This window comes from Promicromonospora sukumoe, from assembly GCF_014137995.1.
GTDB lineage: Bacteria > Actinomycetota > Actinomycetes > Actinomycetales > Cellulomonadaceae > Promicromonospora > Promicromonospora sukumoe.
In genome coordinates, this window is record NZ_JACGWV010000001.1 from 3,008,848 (window position 1) to 3,028,545 (window position 19,698).

The 19,698-nt window shown below is 71.5% G+C and carries 18 protein-coding genes; 3 read left to right on the forward strand and 15 right to left on the reverse strand.

Annotated elements, in window-relative coordinates; genetic code table 11:
- Positions 1 to 72: 72 nt before the first annotated feature.
- From FHX71_RS13330 to hrpB, 12 genes are all read right to left on the reverse strand, one after another.
- Positions 73 to 645 (reverse strand): adenine phosphoribosyltransferase, encoded by a 573-nt coding sequence (locus FHX71_RS13330; protein WP_182618695.1) that lies wholly within the window; start codon positions 643 to 645, stop codon positions 73 to 75.
- Positions 646 to 668: 23 nt separating this feature from the next.
- On the reverse strand, positions 669 to 1,757 hold the full coding sequence (gene secF, locus FHX71_RS13335; RefSeq protein ID WP_182616966.1) for a protein translocase subunit SecF: 1,089 nt from the start codon (positions 1,755 to 1,757) through the stop codon (positions 669 to 671).
- Complete coding sequence (gene secD, locus FHX71_RS13340) at positions 1,757 to 3,625, reverse strand: protein translocase subunit SecD (protein WP_220489673.1); 1,869 nt, start codon at positions 3,623 to 3,625, stop codon at positions 1,757 to 1,759. The genes secF and secD overlap by 1 nt, the downstream gene beginning before the upstream one ends.
- A gap of 81 nt (positions 3,626 to 3,706) precedes the next feature.
- Complete coding sequence (gene yajC, locus FHX71_RS13345) at positions 3,707 to 4,138, reverse strand: preprotein translocase subunit YajC (protein WP_182618697.1); 432 nt, start codon at positions 4,136 to 4,138, stop codon at positions 3,707 to 3,709.
- Between the two features lie 145 nt (positions 4,139 to 4,283).
- The gene (gene ruvB / locus FHX71_RS13350) at positions 4,284 to 5,363 is read right to left on the reverse strand and encodes a Holliday junction branch migration DNA helicase RuvB (protein ID WP_182616968.1); all 1,080 of its coding nucleotides are present in this window, start codon (positions 5,361 to 5,363) and stop codon (positions 4,284 to 4,286) included.
- Positions 5,356 to 5,982, reverse strand: a complete 627-nt coding sequence (ruvA, locus tag FHX71_RS13355) for a Holliday junction branch migration protein RuvA (RefSeq protein WP_182616971.1) — start codon at positions 5,980 to 5,982, stop codon at positions 5,356 to 5,358. The genes ruvB and ruvA overlap by 8 nt, the downstream gene beginning before the upstream one ends.
- 73 nt (positions 5,983 to 6,055) lie before the next feature.
- Entirely contained in the window at positions 6,056 to 6,622 is a 567-nt protein-coding gene (ruvC, locus tag FHX71_RS13360) for a crossover junction endodeoxyribonuclease RuvC (protein ID WP_182616973.1), read from the reverse strand.
- Positions 6,623 to 6,691: 69 nt separating this feature from the next.
- On the reverse strand, positions 6,692 to 7,453 hold the full coding sequence (locus FHX71_RS13365) for a YebC/PmpR family DNA-binding transcriptional regulator (protein WP_182616975.1): 762 nt from the start codon (positions 7,451 to 7,453) through the stop codon (positions 6,692 to 6,694).
- 68 nt (positions 7,454 to 7,521) lie between these two features.
- Positions 7,522 to 8,181: a pyridoxal 5'-phosphate synthase glutaminase subunit PdxT gene (gene pdxT / locus FHX71_RS13370; RefSeq protein ID WP_182616977.1), complete on the reverse strand. Its 660-nt coding sequence runs from the start codon at positions 8,179 to 8,181 to the stop codon at positions 7,522 to 7,524.
- 215 nt (positions 8,182 to 8,396) lie between these two features.
- Complete coding sequence (locus FHX71_RS13375; RefSeq protein WP_182616979.1) at positions 8,397 to 8,939, reverse strand: NUDIX hydrolase; 543 nt, start codon at positions 8,937 to 8,939, stop codon at positions 8,397 to 8,399.
- A gap of 85 nt (positions 8,940 to 9,024) precedes the next feature.
- The gene (locus tag FHX71_RS13380; RefSeq protein WP_182616981.1) at positions 9,025 to 9,609 is read right to left on the reverse strand and encodes a DUF6000 family protein; all 585 of its coding nucleotides are present in this window, start codon (positions 9,607 to 9,609) and stop codon (positions 9,025 to 9,027) included.
- Positions 9,606 to 12,170, reverse strand: a complete 2,565-nt coding sequence (hrpB, locus tag FHX71_RS13385; RefSeq protein ID WP_312877041.1) for an ATP-dependent helicase HrpB — start codon at positions 12,168 to 12,170, stop codon at positions 9,606 to 9,608. Before hrpB ends, FHX71_RS13380 begins: the two co-directional genes overlap by 4 nt.
- A gap of 43 nt (positions 12,171 to 12,213) precedes the next feature.
- On the opposite strand from hrpB, the gene FHX71_RS13390 reads away from it, so the two are divergent.
- Together FHX71_RS13390 and FHX71_RS13395 are read left to right on the forward strand one after the other, a co-directional pair.
- Entirely contained in the window at positions 12,214 to 13,077 is an 864-nt protein-coding gene (locus FHX71_RS13390) for a hypothetical protein (RefSeq protein ID WP_182616984.1), read from the forward strand.
- A complete protein-coding gene (locus tag FHX71_RS13395; protein ID WP_182616986.1) occupies positions 13,074 to 13,787 on the forward strand; it encodes a hypothetical protein in 714 nt (237 codons plus the stop codon). Before FHX71_RS13390 ends, FHX71_RS13395 begins: the two co-directional genes overlap by 4 nt.
- Before the next feature lie 68 nt (positions 13,788 to 13,855).
- Here the strand turns inward: FHX71_RS13395 and FHX71_RS13400 are convergent, their stop codons facing one another.
- Positions 13,856 to 15,262, reverse strand: a complete 1,407-nt coding sequence (locus FHX71_RS13400) for an FAD-dependent oxidoreductase (protein WP_182616989.1) — start codon at positions 15,260 to 15,262, stop codon at positions 13,856 to 13,858.
- Positions 15,263 to 15,412: 150 nt separating this feature from the next.
- Between FHX71_RS13400 and FHX71_RS13405 the strand changes: the two genes are divergently transcribed.
- Entirely contained in the window at positions 15,413 to 16,912 is a 1,500-nt protein-coding gene (locus tag FHX71_RS13405; protein ID WP_182616991.1) for an SDR family NAD(P)-dependent oxidoreductase, read from the forward strand.
- Between the two features lie 217 nt (positions 16,913 to 17,129).
- On the opposite strand, the gene FHX71_RS13410 is transcribed toward FHX71_RS13405, so the two are convergent.
- Both FHX71_RS13410 and FHX71_RS13415 read right to left on the reverse strand, forming a co-directional pair.
- Positions 17,130 to 17,669, reverse strand: coding sequence for a hypothetical protein (locus tag FHX71_RS13410; protein WP_182616993.1), 540 nt, complete (start codon positions 17,667 to 17,669; stop codon positions 17,130 to 17,132).
- Entirely contained in the window at positions 17,666 to 19,591 is a 1,926-nt protein-coding gene (locus FHX71_RS13415; RefSeq protein WP_182616995.1) for a polymorphic toxin-type HINT domain-containing protein, read from the reverse strand. The genes FHX71_RS13410 and FHX71_RS13415 overlap by 4 nt, the downstream gene beginning before the upstream one ends.
- Between the last annotated feature and the right edge of the window lie 107 nt (positions 19,592 to 19,698).

Here is a 19,698-nt window from a genome sequence, read left to right on the forward strand (position 1 = left end):
GCGCCTCCTTCCCCGGGACGAAACCCGGAGTCGCCAGTCTAGCCCTGGACCTCTATGCGCCGTCCGGACCGATCAGTCACCGGACGGGGTGTCCACCCGCAGGAGAGTATCGACGTTGTGGCCCTGGAGCCTGTCGCGGCCGTGAAGTGCCTCGAGCTCGATCAGGAAGGCGAGCCCCGAGACCACGCCACCGCACTTCTCCACCAGCTCTGCTGCGGCCGCCGCGGTACCGCCCGTGGCGAGAACGTCGTCGATGATGAGAACGCGCGCACCCGGGGTCAATGTTCCCGCACGCAGCTCGATGGCCGCGGAGCCGTACTCCAGGTCGTACGAGACGCTGTGCGTGGGCGGCGGGAGCTTGCCCGCCTTGCGCAGCGGCAGGAAGCCCAGGCCGAGCGCGTGCGCCACCGGCGCGCCGAGCAGGAAGCCGCGGGCCTCCATGCCGGCCACGACGTCGACGCCGTCGGCCAGCGCGAGGCGCGTGAAGGCCTCCACGACGTCGGCCAGGCCCTCGGCGTCGGCCAGGAGGGGCGTGATGTCCTTGAAGAGGACGCCGGGAGAGGGAAAGTTCGGGACGTCCGCGATCAGGTCGCGAACGCGCGTCGCCCTCTCCGGCACCAGGCCGGAGAGGGCGACGTCGGTCATGTCGTCTGCCACGAGGCGTGAGCCTACCGGCGACGCCTGGGCTGAGCGGAATGCCCCTGGTGGTGACCCGGGACGAGCTGGGCCGAACCAGACGCGGCGGCGGCCAGCTGGCCCTCGTCCGCGCCCTCGGCCACGAGGCCCGCACGCAGGTCCATGACCTTCTTGGTGTGCTCCGCGATCTTCGGCTCGCGCTCGCGCAGCGAGACGTCGAGCGGCGTCGCGAAGAAGAGCGAGGACAGGGCGCCCGCGGCGATACCCACGAACAGCGACAGCGAGATGTCCTTCAGCGTGCCGGCCCCCAGCAGGAAGCCACCGACGAAGAGGATGCCCGCCACCGGCAGCAGCGCCACCACGGAGGTGTTGATGGACCGGACCAGCGTCTGGTTCACCGCGAGGTTGGCCCGCTCGGCGTAGGTGCTGCGGGTCTGCTCGGTCACCGCGGCGGTGTTCTCACGCACCTTGTCGAAGACGACCATCTTGTCGTACAGCGAGAAGCCGAGGATCGTCAGGAAGCCGATGATCGTCGACGGCGTGACCTCCCAGCCGATGACCGCGTACACGCCGGCCGAGACCAGCACGTCGGTGAGCATCGCGACGATGGCCGCGACCGACATCCGCCAGGCGCGGAAGTACACGGCCATGAAGACCGCCGCCGCCAGGACGAACGCCACGGTGCCCCACAGGGCCCGCATGCTCACGGACTGGCCCCAGGTCGGGCCGATGAAGTTCGACGTCACCTCGCTGACGTTGACACCGTAGGCGTCGGCGAGGGCCTGGCCGACCTGGTCGGTCTGCTGGTTGTCGAGCTGGGAGACCTGCACACGGACGGCGTTGGCGCCGACCTGGCTGATGTGAGGCTCCTCGCCGGGAGCGACCGACGCGACCGCCTCGATGGCGATGTCCTCGTCGGTGCTCGACGTGCCCGAGACGGTGAACTCCGAGCCGCCGCGGAAGTCGATGCCGAGGTTGAGGCCCTGGAACACGAGGATCAGGATCGAGGCCGCCGAGAAGAGCGCGACGACCGAGAACCACACCCGGCGCTTCTGGACGATCGGGTAGGAGCGACGACCGGTGTAGAGGTCGTTGCCCCACTGAGAGAAGCCGCCGGCCATCAGTTGTTCTCCTCGTTCTGAGCCGCTTCGGCGGCAGCCTTGCGCTCGGCGGCACGCCGCTCCGCGATCGTCATCCTGCGGCCGTCCTCCGCCGTGCGCGGAGCCGGGTTCACGGACTGCGCCGTCACCAGCTCACGGTCGGGCTCGGGCGAGCCGAAGTCGGGCACGTCCGCCGTGTCCACCTTCGGGCTGGAGACCCGGCCGGCGCCCCGGTACCGCGGCGTCACCTCGATCCGGTCGGCGGACAGGCCGGAGGCCTTGTGCCCGTCGCGGAAGAACGGCACCTTGGCGAGGAGCTCCATCACCGGGTGCGTGAACCAGATGACCACCATGACGTCGATGATCGTCGTCAGACCCAGGGTGAACGCGAAGCCGCGCACGCCGCCGACGGTCATGAAGTACAGGATCACGGCCGACAGGAGGTTGACGGCCTTGGCGGCGTAGATCGTCCGGCGCGCACGGACCCAGCCGCGCTGGACGGCCAGGCGCAGGGATCTGCCGTCGCGTAGCTCGTCACGGATGCGTTCGAAGTACACGATGAACGAGTCCGCGGTGAAGCCGATGGCCACGATCAGACCGGCGACACCCGGCAGGGACAGGCGGTAGCCCATGCCCCAGCTCAGGAGCGCGATCACCACGTAGGTCATGGCGCCGGCCACGACGAGCGAGGCCACGGTGAGCAGGCCGAGCGCGCGGTACTGGAACAGCGAGTACACGACGACGAGCGCGAGGCCGATCAGACCGGCGAACAGACCACGCTGGAGCTGCTCGGAGCCGAGCGTGGCGGAGATCTGGTTCTGCCCCTCGACCTGGAAGGTCAGCGGCAGCGAGCCGAAGCTGAGCTGGTTGGCCAGCGTGGCGGCCGACTGCTGCGTGAAGGAGCCCGAGATCTGGGCCTGCCCGTTGGTGATCGCCACGTTGGTGCTCGGCGCCGAGACGACCAGGCTGTCCAGCACGATGGCGAACTGGTTGCGCGGCGGCTCCAGGTTCACGAGACGCTCGGTGGTCGTGCGGAACTCGCGGGTGCCCTCGGAGTTGAAGTCGAGGTTGACGCCCCACTCGTTGGTGACCGTGCCGTTGGCGCCCGCCACGAGGCCCGACGAGGCGCCGGACAGGTTGGTGCCGTCCACCTCGACGGGGCCGAGGATGTACTTGGCCGCGCCGGTCTGGTCGCACGTCACGAGCAGCCGGTCCGGGTGGTCACCGCCGCCGCCCTCGAGGTTCTTCGGGTCGGTGCAGTCCAGCGCGTCGTACTCGGCCTGGACCGACGGCGTGATCTGCGCCAGGTCGGACGGGTCGGTCGCCGCCTTGATCGCGTCTTCCTGCTCCGCGATCTCCTTCTTGGTCGGCCCGTCCGCCGCGGCGGCGTCGCCCTCGGCCTGGGCGTCCTCGCCCGTGCCGTCCGCCGACGCCGACGGGCTGGCCGACGGCTGCGTCGTCGGCGTCGGGTTCCCGATCACCAGGACCGGGCGGAACTTCATCTGCGCGGCCTTCGAGATCAGCGCGACGGTCTCGTCGTCGACCTGACCCGGGATCTCGACCACGATCTGGTTGCTGCCCTGGCTCGCGATCTCGGCCTCGGTCACGCCGTTGGCGTCCACCCGCTGCCGGATCACGCCGATGGCCTCTTCCATCGCCTCCGGGGTGATCTCGGAACCGTCCGAGGTGACGGCCTTCAGGATGACCTGGGTGCCGCCCTGGAGATCGAGGGCCAGACCGGGGGCCAGGCTCGCGCCGTCCGGATTGTCGCTCGACTTTCCGTCGAGCTGCCAACCAGCCAAGAGGGCGCCGAAGGGCAGCAGGATCGTCAGGATCGTCAGGAGCACGATCGTGCGAACCGGCCGCGAGCGCCGGGTGTCAGTCGCCAACGTCTGTCTCTTCTCGTGTGCGCGCCGGGGTACGTCCGGCGCGGGTTCGGCGCCGCCCGGGGTCACCGGACGGCGCGGCCGTCACTTGCCGTCTGCGTCGGCGTCCCGTCGCTGCTGCTCCCGGTACTCGCTCTGGGCGGTGTCGAGGCTGGACAGGTCGTCGGGAACGTCGGTCGCGTCCGGGCTGATCGTACTTCCCGTTTCGCCCTTTGCTGTGACGTCGGACTCATCCGTCGTGATCTCGTCGTCCGCGTCGTCGGCGACGGGCTCCTCGACCTGCTTGGAGATGGCGGCACGGAGCCAGGTGGTCTGGCTGCCCGCGACGGACTCGATGGTCACCTGGTCGGCCGCTTCGTCGACGTCGACGACGGTGCCGATCATCCCGGAGGCCGTCATGACCTTGGTGCCGACCGTGAGGTTGTTCCGGAACTCCGCCGCCGCGCGCTGCTGCTTGCGGGTGCGGGAGGACATGAAGAACATCGCCACGAGAAGGATCGCGACGAGAATAAACATTTCCACGGTGAGGTCCCTGTTCGATTGCTGTGTCGGATGTGCTGCGCACGGAGATGGCGCACGTGTGCGACGAGGATCCAACCCAGTGTAGTGCGCGGGCGCGGATCCTCGGGCTTCCCGCATAAGGGTTGCCATACAGACAACGTCAGGGGTCGAGCAAAGTTCCCGGGTCTGCCGTACCGGTCACGGCTCCGAGGGTCTGCGGGGGCGGCGTGAGCCCGAGGTGCTCCCAGGCGGCGAGGGTGGCGACGCGGCCGCGCGGGGTGCGCCCGACGAGGCCCTCGCGGACGAGGTAGGGCTCCGCGACGGTCTCGACGGTCTCGGCCTCCTCCCCCACGGTCATGGCGAGCGTGGACAGCCCGACGGGTCCGCCGCCGAACCGGGTGCACAGGGCGGTGAGCACGGCGCGGTCGAGTCGGTCGAGGCCGATCGGGTCCACCTCGTACACCTCCAGCGCCGACTTGGCGGCGTGCAGGTCGAGCCGGCCGTCGCCGCGGACCTGCGCCCAGTCCCGCACGCGGCGCAGCAGCCGGTTGGCGATGCGGGGCGTGCCGCGGGAGCGGCCGGCGATCTCGTGCGCGGCGGCGTGGTCGAGGTGGACGCCGAGCAGCCCGGAGGAGCGCAGGATGACGCGCTCCAGCTCGGGGGCCGAGTAGTAGTCCATGTGCCCGGTGAACCCGAAGCGGTCGCGCAGCGGGGCGGGCAGCAGGCCGGAGCGCGTGGTGGCGCCGACGACGGTGAACCGCGGCAGGGCGAGCGGGATGGCGGAGGCGCCGGCGCCCTTGCCGACGACGACGTCGACCCGGAAGTCCTCCATCGCGACGTAGAGCAGCTCCTCGGCGGGTCGGGCGAGGCGGTGGATCTCGTCGATGAACAGCACGTCGCCCTCCTCCAGGGAGGACAGGACGGCGGCGAGGTCACCGGCGTGCTGGATGGCGGGGCCGCTGGTCAGGCGCAGGTGCGACTGCAGCTCGCCGGAGATGATCATTGCCAGCGTCGTCTTGCCGAGGCCGGGCGGGCCGGACAGGAGCACGTGGTCGGGCGGGTTGCCGCGCGCCATCGCGGCCTGCAGCACCAGGGAGAGCTGGTCGCGCACCACGCGCTGGCCCACGAAGTCGTCGAGCCGCTTGGGGCGCAGCGCGGCCTCAGCGGCCCGCTCGATCTCGTCGGCGCTGGGGGCGACGATGCGGCTGCCGCCCTCCGTCTCGGTGGAGACGTCAGCCACGGTGGCCTCCCAGCACGCGCAGGGCCGCGCGCAGCGTGGTGGCGACCTCGTCGGCCGCCACCGCGTCGGTGCCCGCCTCGGCGAGCACCTTCGCGACGGCGTCGTCGGCCTGCTTGGCGGGCCAGCCGAGGCCCGCGAGGGCCTCCACGACGCGCTCGGAGTGGTCGGCGGAGGCCGCGGCGGCGCTCGGCGCTGCCTCGGCGACCCCGGTCCCGGACGGGGGCCCGAGCCGGTCGCCCAGCTCCAGCACGATGCGCTGGGCGCCCTTGCGGCCGATGCCGGGCACGCGAGTCAGCGCGGCGAGGTCCTCGCCGGCGACGGCGCGGCGCAGCGCGTCCGGGGTGTGCACCGCGAGCATCGCGAGGGCCAGGCGCGGCCCGACGCCGGAGACGGTCTGCACGGCCTCGAACACGTCGCGCTCGTCGGGGTCGGCGAACCCGTAGAGGGTCATCGAGTCCTCGCGGACCACCATGCTCGTGGCGACGCCGGCGGTCTCGCCGACCCGCAGGGCGGCCAGCGTGGCGGGCGTGGCGTGCACCAGGTAGCCGACGCCGCCGACGTCGACCACCGCGCGGTCCAGGGTCACATGGGCCACGGTCCCCGTCAGCGAGGCGATCACGGGCTCCCCCTCCTATCGAACGTTCGTGCGAGGAGCCTAACAAGCGCGGGGTGCCCTCCGGGGAGGCACGCCGTCAGCGGCGGGGACGCTGCTTGGCGGCCTGCTCGGCCGCGGCCCAGGCGCGCTGGGCGGGCGTGAGCTCGTGCCGGTCGCCGCCCTGCAGGGCCCCCGCTGGGCGCCACAGGTGGCAGACGGCGAGCGCGAGCGCGTCGGCGGCGTCGGCGGGCCGCGGGGGCTCGTCGAGGTCGAGGATGCGGGTGATCATCGTCGTCACCTGCGCCTTGTCGGCGCGTCCCGACCCGGTCACGGCCGCCTTGACCTCCGACGGCGTGTGCAGCGCGACGGGGACGCCGCGGCGGGCCGCGCCCAGCATGGCCAGGCCCGCCGCCTGGGCGGTCCCCATCACCGTGCCGACGTTGTGCTGCGCGAAGACCCGCTCCACGGCGACGACGTCGGGCACGTGCTCGTCCAGCCACGCGTCGAGGCCCTCGGCGATCTTGAGCAGGCGCAGGTCGGTGGACAGGTCCGCGTCCGAGCGGATCACCCCGACCGCGACCATCCGGGCCCGCCGACCGGGCAGCGAGTCGACGACGCCCACGCCGCACCTGGTCAGACCTGGATCAACACCGAGAACGCGCACGGAGAAACCTTCTCACGTGCGGTTCCGCTGCCCGCGCGGACGCGGCCGGGGACCTGCTTACTACCGGTCCTACTCCTCGTCGTCGAGCGCCGCCATGACCTCGTCGCTCGCGTCGAAGTTGGCGTAGACGCTCTGCACGTCGTCGCTGTCCTCGAGCGCGTCGATGAGGCGCATGATCTTGCGGGCGCCCTCGACGTCCACCTCGACCTGCATGGACGGGTGGAAGATGACGTCGGCGGAGTCGTACTCGATGCCCGCCTCCTGGATGGCCGTACGCACGGACACCAGGTCGGTCGCCTCGGTGAGGACCTCGACGACCTCGCCCTGGTCGGTGACGTCCTCGGCGCCGGCGTCGAGCGCGGCGAGCATGACCTCGTCCTCGCCCACGCCGTCGGCCTTCGGCACCACGATGAGGCCCTTGCGGGAGAACAGGTACGAGACCGAGCCCGGGTCGGCGAGGTTGCCGCCGTTGCGGGAGAACGCGAGGCGCACCTCGGAGGCCGCCCGGTTCTTGTTGTCGGTGAGGCACTCGACCAGGACGGCGATGCCGTTGGTGCCGTAGCCCTCGTACATGATCGTCTGGTAGTCGACGGCGTCGGCGCCCTCGCCCGAACCACGCTTCAGCGCGCGGTCGATGTTGTCGTTGGGGACCGACGACTTCTTCGCCTTCTGGACCGCGTCGAACAGCGTCGGGTTACCGGCGAGGTCGCCGCCGCCCGTCCGCGCCGCGACCTCGATGTTCTTGATCAGCTTCGCGAAGAGCTTGCCGCGCTTGGCGTCGATCGCGGCCTTCTTGTGCTTGGTCGTGGCCCACTTTGAGTGACCTGACATGCCTCTACCTGACTCCTTGCCTTTAGATGGCTCTTATCAATGCTGTGGAACGGCGGCGAGGGTACCGCTCAGCCGCCCGCGACCATGCTGACGAACAACCCGTGCACGCGCGCGTCACCCGTGATCTCGGGGTGGAAGGCGGTGGCGAGCAGCGACCCCTGCCGTGCTGCCACAATCCTACCGGCGGCCGCCACAGGACGGCCTTGCGTATCCACAGCCGGGATGCGGGACAGCACCTCGACCTCGGACCCCGCCTCCTCGATCCAGGGGGCGCGGATGAACGCGGTACGCACCGGGCCGCCGCGCCGCCCTGAGCCTGCCGAAGGGTCGTCGACGTCGGAGATGCCGGCAAAGTCGAGGTCGGTCTCGAACGAGTCGACCTGCCGCCCGAACGCGTTGCGCCGGACGACGACGTCCATGCCGCCGACGGTCTGCTGGTCGGCGGTCCCGTCCAGGATGCGGTCGGCGAGCAGGATCATCCCCGCGCACGAGCCGTACACCGGCAGGCCCTCCTTGATGCGGGCCTGCAGCAGGTCGCGCAGCTCGAAGATGCGCAGCAGCTTGTCGATCGTCGTCGACTCACCGCCGGGCAGGACCAGCCCGTCGACGGCGGCCAGCTCCGCGGGACGGCGCACGGTCACGCCGCGCGCGCCGACGGTCTCGAGGGCGGCCAGGTGCTCGCGGACGTCACCCTGCAGGGCCAGGACGCCGATGGTCGGGTTGCTCACAACCGTCCATCTTACGGCGGTACCCGACAGGCCCGGAACGGACAGTGAGCCCCTCTACGGCATGCGGTCCGCCCAGTCGGCGGGGAACCCATGTCGGAGGAACACACGAAGACCGACCCGTGATCGCTGGGCGATCAGAGGGGCCGGTCGTGTTGACGAGAACTCTACGGGGACTTGGACGCGACGCAACGCCGACGGACGGCGCCTCGGCGGGCTCAGTCGTCGTGCTGCTCGCCCAGGTGGCGGACCTCGCCGTCCCAGCCGGCCACCAGGTGGTCGATGACCTCCGGCAGCTCCGGCGGGAACACCTCCAGCGGCTGGGCGCGCAGCTCGGCCGCCGTCAGCCACGCCATCTCGTCGAGCAGCTCGCGCTCGGCGTCGGTCCAGCCCTCGGCGGTCACCTCGACGGCGTCCGGGATGCGCGCGAGGTAGAAGACCTCGTACTGCCGACAGGTCTCGGCGTAGAAGTCGAAGATGCCCGTCCGCGTCAGCACGGGCCCCACCAAGGTCCCGGCGGGCAGGTCGATGCCCACCTCCTCGCGGGTCTCGCGCAGCGCCGCCTGCTCCGGCGTCTCCCCCGCGTCGATGCCGCCGCCCACCGTGAACCACCAGGACCGTTCCGGCTGGTTGACGTCGTGCCCGCGCATCACGAGCACCCGGCCGGCGTCGTCCATCAGGAGGACGCGCGCCGCCGAACGCTCGCGGACGCCGTCCGGCGCCGGAACCCAGTCGTCGCCGAGGGCCGAGGTGATGGACATGCGGGCCAGGATATCGGCAGCGGGCTGGGTCATGGTGGGGGGCAAGGTGCGGCGGCCCGCGCGGGGTTCGTCGGCGTCCTGGGGCTCACGACCCCATGGTCCAGATGCGGCGGGTGCGCCGCCGTGCGAGGAAGTCGCTCCGGAGCTCGGCAGCAATGCTGAGAGAGTCCTCGAACGAGGCGACCATCAGCGGGTTCGGGGCCGACGGCGGACTACCGCCCAGGTGCACGATCGCCGCCGAGACGTAGTCCGCCGTCCCAAGATCGTCGCGCGCCCCGGGCCGCGCGACGAACGACCGCATGGCCGGGATCGCATCCGGCCCGACGACGAGGACGCTGGCGGTCGCCAACGGCCCCGCGGCGTCCGGTACGACCACGCCCCACGCCTCGAGAACCACCGCGCGCACCTGATCGGCGGGCACCGCGAGCGCGAACCACGCGCCCATGGTCATCTCGCGCCAGCCACCGCCGCGCAGCATCAGCCCCACCTGCTTGGCGGTCACCTTGCTGCCCGCTCGGACCAGCCTGCGGCTGTACCGGCGGACGGCGCGAGGATCGAACTCCGTCGGCGCCTGCACGTGGCCCATCCGCAGGTAGAACGGCCGGACCAGCCGCCGGAACAGCCGGAGCTGCTCGCGGGTGTAGCCGGCCTCGGAGGACGAGGTGCTCATCGCCGCGGCTTCACCTTCCCCGTCGGCGCCGCGGTCAGCGGGTCCTCCGGCCACGGGTGCCGCGGGTACCGGGCCCGCAGGTCGGCCCGGACCTGCGGGTAGCCCTGCTTCCAGAACGACGCGAGGTCGCTCGTGATCGCGACCGGGCGCCGCGCGGGTGACAGCAGGTGCAGGACGACGGGGACGCGGCCGTCCGCGACCGCCGGGGTGGTGGTCCAGCCGAAGACCTCCTGCAGCTTCACGGCGAGGACGGGCGGTTCGACGCCGTCGTACGCGAGCCGCACCTGCGAGCCCGACGGGACCTGGAACCGTTCCGGGGCGAGCTCGTCGAGCCGGCCGGCCGCGGGCCAGGGCAGGAGGCGCCGCAGCGCCGAGGCGACGTCGATGCGGGCCAGGTCGCGTGCGGCGCGCACCGCGGCGAGCTCGGTGCCCAGCCAGTCGTCCAGGCCGGCCAGCAAGGCGTCGTCGTCGACGGCGGGCCACGGGTCACCGAGGTGGGCGTGGCAGAACGCGAGCCGCTCCCGCAGGGCGAGCGCCGCCTCGGACCAGCGCAGCGCGGACAGGCCGCTGCGCCGGAGGCCGTCGCGGACGGCCGCCTGAACGAGCAGCGGGTCGGGCTTCGCCAGCGGGACGTCGGCCAGCACGATGGCGCCGAGCGACTCGACGCGCCGCGTCACGACCCGGCCGTCGTCCCAGCGGATCTGGTCGGTGGTCGTCACGAGGTCGCCCGCCACGTCGCGGGCTGTGGCCTCGTCGATCGGCACCGCGGAACGAATCCTCGCGTCGGCGCGGCCGGGGGCCCGGTCGGCGACGGCGATCGCCAGCCACGGCGTGGACCGCAGCGGCGACTGCGGGTCCAGCGCGGCGCCCGTGCCGCCGGACATCTGGTAGGTCGCCGAGTCGCTCCCCCGGACCCGGGCGACCCGTTCCGGGTACGCGAGCCCCACGACGATCCCGGCCGCGAGATCGTCCGGTACACGCTGAGTCTCCCGGCCGGACGGCCCGGCCGCCCCGGCCGGCCCGGCGAACCCGGCCGCGCCGCCCGACCCACCGCCCGACGACGGAGCGCCCCGGCCGAGCCGCTTCGCCTCCTCCCGCCAGCGGGCCGTGGCGCCGCGGTCGTCGCCCCGGCGCAGGGCGCGCCAGCGGGCCGGCAGGTCGTCGCCGGAGCCGCGGCCCGAGTCGTCCGAGAGCAGCGCGACGATCTCGCGGGCCCGGTCGGCGCCGACCCGCGGCGTCCCGTCGAGCAGCGCGCGAGCCAGCCGGGGGTGCGCCCCGACCGCCGCCATCCGCCGCCCGCGCGCGGTGATCCGGCCGGCGTCGTCCACGGCACCGATCCGGCCCAGCAGCTCGGTGGCCGCCGTCATCGCCGGGACCGGCGGCGCGTCGAGCAGGGTCAGGCCCGCACCGGCGGGCGCGCCCCACGCCGCGAGGTCGAGGGCGAAGGACGCGAGGTCGGCGATGGCGATCTCCGGCGCCGGATGGTCGTCCAGCCGGCCGTGGTCGGTGGCGGACCAGCAGCGGTAGACCCGGCCCGGCGCCTCCCGCCCGGCGCGCCCCGCCCGCTGCTCGGCCGACGACCGCGAGACCCGGCAGGTGACCAGCGTGCCCAGGCCGCGGGACTGGTCGGTGCGCGGCTCCCGGGACAGGCCCGAGTCGACCACGACCCGCACCCCGGGCACCGTCAGCGAGCTCTCCGCGACCGACGTCGTCACCACGATCCGCCGGGTAGCCGACGGCGCCAGCGCGCGGTCCTGCTCCGCACGGGACTGGCGCCCGAACAACGGCAGCACGTTCTGGTCGGCCAGCCGGCGGGCCACGCCGTTGATCTCGGCCTCGCCCGGCACGAAGACGAGGACGTCGCCCTCGTTCTCGGCCAGCGCTCGCCGGACGACGGCCGCGACGTGCTCCAGCAGGCGCGGGTCGACGCGTCCGCCCGGCAGCAGCGGTGCGGGGACCGGCGGCGGGGCCCACTCGACCGCGACGTCGAACAGCGCTGCGGACGCGGTGACCACGGGCGCCGGGACGTCCGTGCCCAGCGCGCGGCTCAGCCGGACCGTGTCCGCCGTCGCCGAGGTCGCGACGATCGCCAGGTCCTCGCGGAGGTTCGCCCGGACGTCGATCGCGAGCGCCAGCAGCAGGTCGGCGTCGAGGTGCCGCTCGTGGCACTCGTCGATCACGATCGCGGAGACGCCCGGCAGCTCCGGGGCCTGCTGCAGACGCCGGACGAGCAGGCCCGTCGTGACCACCTCGACCCGCAGCCCCTTGCCGCCGCTGCGCTCGCCGCGCATCGTGTAGCCGATCCGCTGCCCGAGCGGTTCGCCGACGAGGGTCGCCAGCCGGGTGGCGGCCGCGCGGGTCGCCATCCTGCGCGGCTCGGCGACGAGGATCGTGCCCCCGAGCGCGTCGGCCAGGGCGAGCGGCAGCAGCGAGGTCTTGCCCGACCCGGGCGGCGCTACCAGCACCGCGGTGCCGCGCGACCGCACGGCGTCGACGGTGGCGGGCAGGACCGCACGGACGGGCAGGTCCGCCCCCGGCGTCGACAGATCAGGCAGCAGCACGTCCCGACCGTAACCGACGGACACCCTGCAACAATGCGTTCTCGTGAACCATCGGCTGGACCTCGGGTCCCGGAAGTTCTGGCGGCTGGCCGGCAGGCCCGTCGACCTTGCCGGCGAACACTCCTGGTTGCGTGCCCCGGTGAGCCACTCCTCGACGGTCGCGGACGGCTGGCTCGCCGCCGAGGCCGCGCACCACGGCGGCACGGTCGACGACGACGCCGGGACCGAGGCGTCGGCCGACCCAGCGCCCGGCCTGCTCCCGGCGATGACGGTGCTCGACGGTCCCGGGTTCGACGCGTCCCGGCTGGACCCCCGGATCCGCGACTTCTACGAGCACACCGCCGCCTGGCACATGGAGGTGTGGAGCGGGTGGTCGCCGCTGTTCTGGCCGGCCGGCGAGCTGATCGCGCGGTTGTTCGCCCGCCGGGTGGAGCAGCTCTCCCTCCCGATGCGCCCGCTCGACGTCGCGCACGGGATGGACAGCCGGGTCCGGGTGATCCGCGACCGCGACGGCGCGCAGGTGGGCGCCGCGTGGCTGCGGACGCTCCGGCCGTCGGGCCGCTACGTGTTCAGCGGGTGCTACTCGGCGCGTCGCCTCCCCGGCAGCGCGCAGCCGAGCGTCCACGTGGCGTTCCCGCTCGAGTCCGGCAACCTCCAGGTGTTCCTGCGCCCGGCCGTCGGTGACGACGGCGGGCTCGTCCTGGAGTCGCCCGCGGGCCGGTTCGGGCAGGACGGCGCGTACGTCGTCGCGCGCGACGGCGGACGAGACTTCGCGGCGCGCGTCCCGCTCCACGAGACCTTCCGCCTGTACGTCGACCCGTACGGCGTGCTGCGCACGGACCACGAGCTGCGGATGTGGCGCACCTGGATGATGCGCCTGCACTACAAGATGGAGCGCGCCCGATGATCCACACCTTCCACCTCGCCGAGCTGCCGGCCGCCGTGACGGCCCGCGCGCTGGTGCGACCGCCGTCGGGCACCACCACGCCCGGGCTGGACCATGCCGAGTGCCTGGCCCTCATGCGCCTGGGGGCGCCCGTCGTCTCCCCGGACCGGCTGCAGCTCCGGCGGATCGCGGTCTTCGCGCAGTGGCGCGACGAGGACGCCGTGGACCGTTTCCTGTCCGACGACGCCCTCGGCCGCCACCTGGCGTCCGGGTGGCACGTCCGTCTGGAGTACCTGCGGCGCTGGTCCCGGCTGGCGGCCCTGCCCGGCCTACCCGCCCGGGCCGGCGGCTGGGACCAGGAGGAACCCGTGGTCGGGGTGACGGTCGCGCGGATGCGGCTGCCCGAGGTGCCCCGGTTCCTGCGGTGGGGCAGGCCCGTCGAACGTCAGGTGCGCGACCACCCCGGCACCACGCTCGCCCTGGCCGCCTTCCGGCCGCCGGGCACCATCTCCACGTTCTCCGTGTGGCGCACCGTGCGCGAGATGGAGTCGATGGTGCACGGCCGGGCCGCCCACGCGCCCCGCGAGGCGCCCGCGGACCGGCGGCACGCGGACGCCATGGTCGAGCGTCGGCGTCGGGACTTCCACCACGAGTTCGCGACGTTCCGCTTCCGCCCGCTCGCGGAGCACGGCACCTGGGAGGGGCGGACCGGGATCGTCCCGACGCGCTGATCCGGGCCCGGCCCGCCCCGCACCGGCCCGGCCCACCCAAGGGGCCGGCCGGGCCAGGTCCGGTCAGATCAGGAGGCGACGACCCGCGGCAGCAGCGTCTCGGTGAACTGCCAGATCAGCGACGAGTCGTGCGTGTGGAAGGCAGCCCCCGAGTAGAAGGTGCGGTTGCGGCCCTGGAGCGTGGCGAGCCGGCGGTAGAAGCCCGCGCGGACGGCGGCGGCCGGCACCGTCAGCTCGAACGGGGTGTGGCTGGCGAAGGTGGCGAAGTCGGTGCGCGCGGTCGGTATGGTGCCGGCATCACGCAGACGGCGCATGCTCGCCCGGATCTCGTCCTGCACCGCCCGGTCCGAGAGCGCGGTGGGACTGCCGAACTTGATGTTGTGCAGGCCGGGGACGCCGGCCGGTGAGATGACGTAGACGCCCGGGAGCTGGGGCACGTGGTACGGGGTGTCCAGGCCGATGTTGCGCACCGACACGTCGTCGGGGATGCCGGAGTCGCGCAAGATCCCGGTGTAGTAGGCGCTGTGCCGGAACTGGCCGAAGAGCTGGCGCTCCAGCCCGTCGAGGTCGAACCCGCCCAGGTTGCCGAGCAGGGGCGGGATCGTCACCAGGACCTTCTGTGCGCGGATGGTCCGGCGTCCGGCGGGTGTGTCGACGCGGACCGAGGCGTACCGCCCTCCGTCCCGCTCGGTGGAGACGACCCGGCTGTTCAGCAGCACGTCGTCGCCCAGCTCGGCGAGCGCCTTCTGGTAGAGCTCGCTGTTGTTCCGGCGCTCGGTGCTGAGGAAGCCGGTCTGGAGGTTGCGCAGGATGTCCGAGCCGAAGTTCTTCATCACGTACAGGGTCGGCTGGCGCAGCAGGTCACCGAGGCCCTGGCCGAACTGGACGACCGACGGCACCACGTCGTCGAGGCCGTACCGGCGCACGAAGTCGCCGAACGGCAGCAGCAGGTCCGCCGGCACCGGGTCGGGCAGGTCGAAGCCGTACTCCAGGTACGGGAACCTGGCGAGCTGCTCGCCGTACAGGGCCAGCGCCGCGCCAGGGTTCGGCGGCACGTAGCCCTGGACCTCGCGGCCCGTGCGGTAGTCGGCGTAGCGGGTCACCCCGCCGCCGAACGACGCCTTCCGCAGCGGGATGTCGAAGCGCTCGAACCACTTCCGCACCAGGGGCTGGTCGTGCCAGACGACGACGCCGATGTCGAGGGTGCTGCCCGAGGCGGGGTCGGTGTACGTCTGCGTGTGCCCGCCGAGCCGCCCGTCGCGCTCGACCACGACGACGCTCTGCCCCAGCTCCCTCAGGCGGATGGCCGCGTACGTCCCGGCCGCGCCGCCACCGATCACGACGACGTCGCGCACGATGTCGCGCGGGCCGCCCCGTTCCGAGCCGGCCGCGGGGCTCGTCGCGGCGGACCCGAGCGCCACCGCCCCGGCGCCCGTCCCGATCAGTCTCAGCATCTCTTTGCGGCTCAGGTTCATGGAGAGTTCCTCTCGGAGGGCAGCGCAGCATCGCGGCAGGTGCGAGCTCGTGGATCTTCGTCACATCCGGGGTACCTATTTGTCCCAAACGTCCGGTGCACCCTAGCAACGGGTCGCCGTGCGGCACAGGGCGCCAGATATCCTTCGGCGGTGCCAACGAAAGCGGGGATCGACCCGGACGAGCTCGCCACCACCCTGCGGGTGCTGAGCCAGCTCCATGACCTCGAGCCCGACCACCCCGACGTCCAGACGGTCAAGCAGGCGACCGGTTACATGTGGAAGCTGCTCAAGAAGTCCCGCAAGGCCGCGGTCCGCGAGGCGATCCAGACGCACGACCGGGAGATCATCGAGAAGACGGCGACCGGCTCGGCGGCGCGGATCGACGACGAGACCGCCGGCATCCCGCTGGTCTCCTCCACGCCGGGGGCGTTCGCCGGGGAGCTGCGCACCGCCCGCGGCTGCTACATCTGCAAGACGGACTACCTGCTGGTCGACTCCTTCTACCACTGGCTGTGCCCGGACTGCGCCGCGAAGAGCCACGCGCGGCGCGACCAGCGCACGGACCTGACCGGCCGCCGCGCCCTGCTCACCGGGGGCCGGGCGAAGATCGGCATGTACATCGCGCTGCGCCTGCTGCGCGACGGCGCCCACCTCACCATCACCACGCGCTTCCCGAAGGACGCGGTACGCCGCTTCTCGGCGATGCCCGACGCCGCCGACTGGCTGCACCGGCTCAAGGTCGTCGGGATCGACCTGCGCGACCCCACCCAGGTGATCGCCCTGGCCGACGACGTCGCCGCGGCGGGCCCGCTCGACATCCTGGTCAACAACGCCTGCCAGACGGTCCGCCGGTCCCCGGGGGCCTACTCGCAGCTCGTCACGGGCGAGTCCGCGCCGGTCGCGCCGCTCCCCTACGGGCTCGAGCAGCCGGAGATGGTCACGTTCGACCGCGTCTCGGAGGCGCACCCCGCCAACATCGCGGGGGCGCTGGCCGCCCTGTCGGTCGCGCACCACGAGGGCGAGTCGCAGGACGACGCCGTCGCGACGCACACCGCGGCGTCCCTCACGGCGCTGGCGCTCCGGGCAGGCTCGGCCTCCCTGGACGCCCACCTGGCCGGCACGGCGGTCGACGCCGGCGGGCTGCTCCCCGACGTGCAGAAGAACAACTCGTGGACCCAGGTCGTGGATGAGGTCGACCCGCTGGAGCTCCTGGAGGTCCAGCTCTGCAACGCGATCGCGCCGTTCCTGCTCATCTCCCGGCTGCGGCCGGCGATGCGGGCGGCGACGGCCACGTCGCGGCGCGGGTACGTCGTCAACGTCTCGGCGATGGAGGGACAGTTCTCCCGCCGGTACAAGGGCGCGGGGCACCCGCACACCAACATGGCCAAGGCCGCCCTGAACATGCTGACCCGGACCTCGGCCGGGGAGATGTTCGAGAAGGACCGCGTCCTGATGACCGCGGTGGACACCGGGTGGATCACGGACGAGCGCCCGCACCAGGAGAAGCTGCGGATCGCCGCCGAGGGCTGGCACGCGCCCCTCGACCTGGTCGACGGCGCCGCCCGCGTCTACGACCCGATCGTCCAGGGCGAGGCCGGGACCGACCTGTACGGCTGCTTCCTCAAGGACTACGAGCCGTCCCCCTGGTAGAGCCATGGTCCGGTGTCGCCGACGTGCACGATGCGTCAGACCGCCCCAGGGCTGACTCCTGACGTTGGTTCAGCAGGCGTAATGCGGCCGTCACCCAACGAGATACGGCTCTCCCTCGCCTGCTGAACGCGAGTCAACATCGCCGGTTCGGATCACCAGCGCTTCCTGTCAGACCACGAGGCCCCGCGGACACCAGGTCCGCGGGGCCTCTCCTGGATCATCCAGGGAAGATCCTGAGCCAGGAGTCTCGGGGGGTCTCGATCCAGGATCGTAGTCGCGCCTCTTTCGCTTCACTTACCCTGCCGGTGTCGCCGGGGGTCTCGAGGCGCCTGAAATGAGTGAATGCATCGAGATAGGCCTGCGCAACGGCAGGGTACAGATCAGCCGCAGCCACTGAAGTGCGGCGCATCTCCACCCCGTAGTGATCGTCTTCGGGCCGTCCGACGGTCAGCAACAGGTTTCCTGCCCAACCTCGAACACCTTCCAAGCGAATCGGAATCGCGCGCTCCACGAGGCTTGACTCTGCCGCACCATTCTCTCGGCAGTCGTCAAGCATGATGGTCAGCCAGCGCCATAGCAACCCCACGTCGTCCCAGAGTTCGGGACCGAACATCTCGGCTCCGTCGATGGCCATGCTGATGAAGCCTTCAATGTACCCGTACTTCTTCTGGGTGAATGAAACAAGTTCCTGGACGGGATTGAACTTCTCGGACCCATGAGCATCGTAAAGGTATGTCTGAATTGCGATATCACTCATGGCTCACTCATCCCCACGGGGTGGAAAGTCTTGATTGCGCCTTGGTCCACAGCCAGCCGGTATGTGACGCCATCGATCATGGCATCCACGCTGCCGGTCTGGTCTTCGGGATCAGCCCTTCGCGAGATAATTGACAACTCGTCCGCGCGTTTCCTGGCGACCTCATCGATGAGACCGACGATGTCGTCGACGGTCCGCGACTCCCGGAACAAGTCGTTCCTCGCTCTCGCCTGCGCCGGATCAAAGTACGTCGGATGATGCCTCTCGAGGATGTGCTGGATATCGCCGCGCTGCAGGACCAGTGTGGCACTGCCGTATCTGAATGTCTTCGGTCTCCAGTTCTTGAGCACCGCGAGGCAGCCGGAATTGTGAACCAGGACTTCAGCGTCGCCCACGTGGTAGGTGTGCAGACCGAGAACCGCGAGGTTGTAGGCCGCTCCTTCACGTGTCGCTCCGGTGTCGATACCACCGACAGCCAGTTCCGTGCCGTTCGCCGACAGGACCTTCTCGCCGGGAGCGAGGTCCTTCGCGTCCTCGAAGGTGTGGTCGCTCGACGACCAGAACGGGTGGTCGCCGGTAGTGGTGATCCTGTCACCGCCGGCGAGCCTGAGGTCTACGAGCGCGTCTCGATGGACGAACGTGTCGAGCACTCGACGTGGGCCGCTCACGCCGGATACCGGATCCGTCGCATGGACGGCGTCACCGGGTCGGACGTCCCGGATGGGCTTGCGCGTGCCGTCGGCCATCAGCACGGGTGTCGATCCGGCGAAGGATGCGAAACACCCCGCCGGTACCGCGACCGGCAGCTTCTTGCCCTTCGTCGCGACGAAGGTGACGATCTTCTCGACGGCCTTGACGACCGCCGGTATCGCTTTGAGCGCCTTGATCGCCTTCCCGACCGGGAGCAGATTGAGCAGTGTCATCACGCACGCGAGGATGTCCGCCTCGGTGAAGCACTTCTCGAGGTCGGTCAGGCCGATGAAATCCTTCACGATCGGCCAGAGCTCCTGAATGATCAGCTGCTCGACATCTGCCTCGACGGCAACAGCGGAATCCGGCACGGACGAATCGAGCGGGAGCAGGGGCTGCGGCACGGTGGAACCGCCGACCGTCCGCGTCAGGCAAGCCTCTGATTCCTCGGCGCTCTCCTCGAACACCAGCTCGTGGTAGACCTCGGTGTCGACGATGCATGCTCCGAAAGGGCCGTCCATGATCCCGCCCCAGGTGACGACGGTCTGGTCATCGCCGATGCGGTCCTGCAGGTAGCCGTCGAGCTCTGACGTGAAGCGGAGGCGCGCCAGGCTGTATTCCGATTCGAAGTAGAGAACCTTGCCCTGGAGGACCTCGTCCCCGACGGCCTTGTATTCTTCGACCCATTCGGGCCGGTCTGAGACAAACTGCCGAGGCCCCGAGTATCGGACGCGGGGGTCGCCCTCCTTGCTCTCGTCCTGGCCCGCGGCAGCATCGAACCGGACGACCGAGGCGTGCGGCAGCATCGTCGATGCCGCGCCCGCGTCATCCACACCCGTCGGGGCGGCGTCCGTGGCGCCGGTACCGGTCAGCTCGCCACCCAGCGCCCGGTAGGTTCGCGCGTACGGGTCAAGCGTGTCGGTGGTGATGACGGGGTCACTCTTCGCGGTGGCGTAGTCGAGCACACCGTCGGCGCCCACATGGCTGTCGATCGCGTCCAGCTCGCCCATGACAGCGGCGGCCGTGAGGTCGTCGGGAACCTGATCCGGATACTTCTGCCGCACCTGAGCGATCGCCTGCTCGAGGAAACGTTCGACATCCGGCAGCTTCTCCAGCTCAGCGCCGGCGTCCACCACGGGCGTGTCCGCGCCGTTCGTCGACGTCGGTGGCGGGTCGTCCGTGGCTCTTGTGCAACCTGTCATGACCACAGCGCTCACCGTGATCACCACCATCGCGACCCCTCGAACCGACCAGGCGCGAGCCTCGCGAGCAAACATCCACGGCCTTCCCCACACGACGCAAGAGTCCAGGGCAGCACCATGCGCCGTTCCCCCGTTCG